This is a genomic window from Nguyenibacter vanlangensis (assembly GCF_013376155.1).
Lineage (GTDB): Bacteria > Pseudomonadota > Alphaproteobacteria > Acetobacterales > Acetobacteraceae > Gluconacetobacter > Gluconacetobacter vanlangensis.
Genome location: NZ_JABXXP010000825.1, coordinates 1 through 1,153, shown reverse-complemented (window position 1 = coordinate 1,153; position 1,153 = coordinate 1). Strand labels below are relative to the sequence as shown.

The following is a 1,153-nucleotide window of genomic DNA, read 5'->3' as shown; positions in this document are numbered from 1 at the left end:
GTCCTCGCCGCCCAGCCGGCCCTGGCGGCGCGGCTGGGCGGCCCGCCCGGCGCATGGCGGGTGCGCGAGGTCAGCGACGGCAATCTCAACAACGTCTTCCTCGTCGGCGGCCCGGCGGGCGGGGTGTGCGTCAAGCAATCCCTGCCCCATGTCCGGGTCGATCCGGACTGGAAGATGCCGCTCGACCGCACCGCGTTCGAAGCCGCCTATCTCCGCGCCGTCCGCCCGCATGTCGGGGACCTGACGACCGACATCCTGCATTTCGACCCCGACCTGTTCGTGCTGGTGGTCGAAAGCCTCGACCGGCACGTGGTGCTGCGCCACGGGCTGATGCAGGGCGGCGACTGGCCCGACGCGGCCCGCGCGGTAGGCGCCTTCGTCGCCCGCGCCTGTTTCCACACCTCTCCCCTCGCCTTGCCGTTCGAACGCGCGTTCGACCTGCTCGAACCCTTCGCGCGCAACCATACCCTGACCCGCATCACCGTCGATCTGGTCCTGACCGACCCGTATCGCGTCCACCCGCGCAATCACTGGCTCAGCCCCGAACTCGACCCCATCGCTGCCGAGATCCGCGCCGACCCGGCGGTCCGCCGCCGCGTCGGCGCGCTTCAGGCACGCTTCCTGACCTGCCGCCAGGCCCTGCTGCATGGCGATCTGCACACCGGCTCGGTCATGGTCTCCACAGGCGGAAACCAGGCCGAAACCCAGGCCGAGACACGCATCATCGACGGCGAATTCGCCCTCCCCGGCCCGATCGGCTTCGATTGCGGCCTGTTCGTCGGCAATCTGCTGATGCACCTGTTCGCCCGCGGCGACGCGGACGCCGAAACCCGCATCCTGCGCGACGTGGCGCGATTCTGGACCACGTTCCGGACCGACTTCACCACGCTGTGGCGCGACGCCATCGCCGCCGGGACCGCCGGCGACGCCGGCCCGGCCGCCCTGGTCGGGCCCGACCCGTCCCTGCTGCGCCCGGCCCAGGACGACCTGCTGCGCGACATCGAATCCGACATGGTCGGCTTCGCCGCCACCGAGATCATCCGCCGCATCCTCGGCTACGCCCATGTCCCGGATTTCGACCTCGCCCCCGACCGCGCCCGCCGCGCACACCGTCAAAACGCCGCCCTGCGCCTGGCGCGCGACCTGCTGGCCG

Annotated in this window: 1 protein-coding gene; it reads left to right on the top strand. The window is 71.6% G+C overall.

Annotation, left to right across the window (positions count from 1 at the left end; translation table 11 throughout):
• Positions 1-1,153 (top strand): S-methyl-5-thioribose kinase (gene mtnK / locus HUK84_RS19400; RefSeq protein WP_176641671.1); only part of this gene is annotated, 1,153 nt, incomplete at both ends.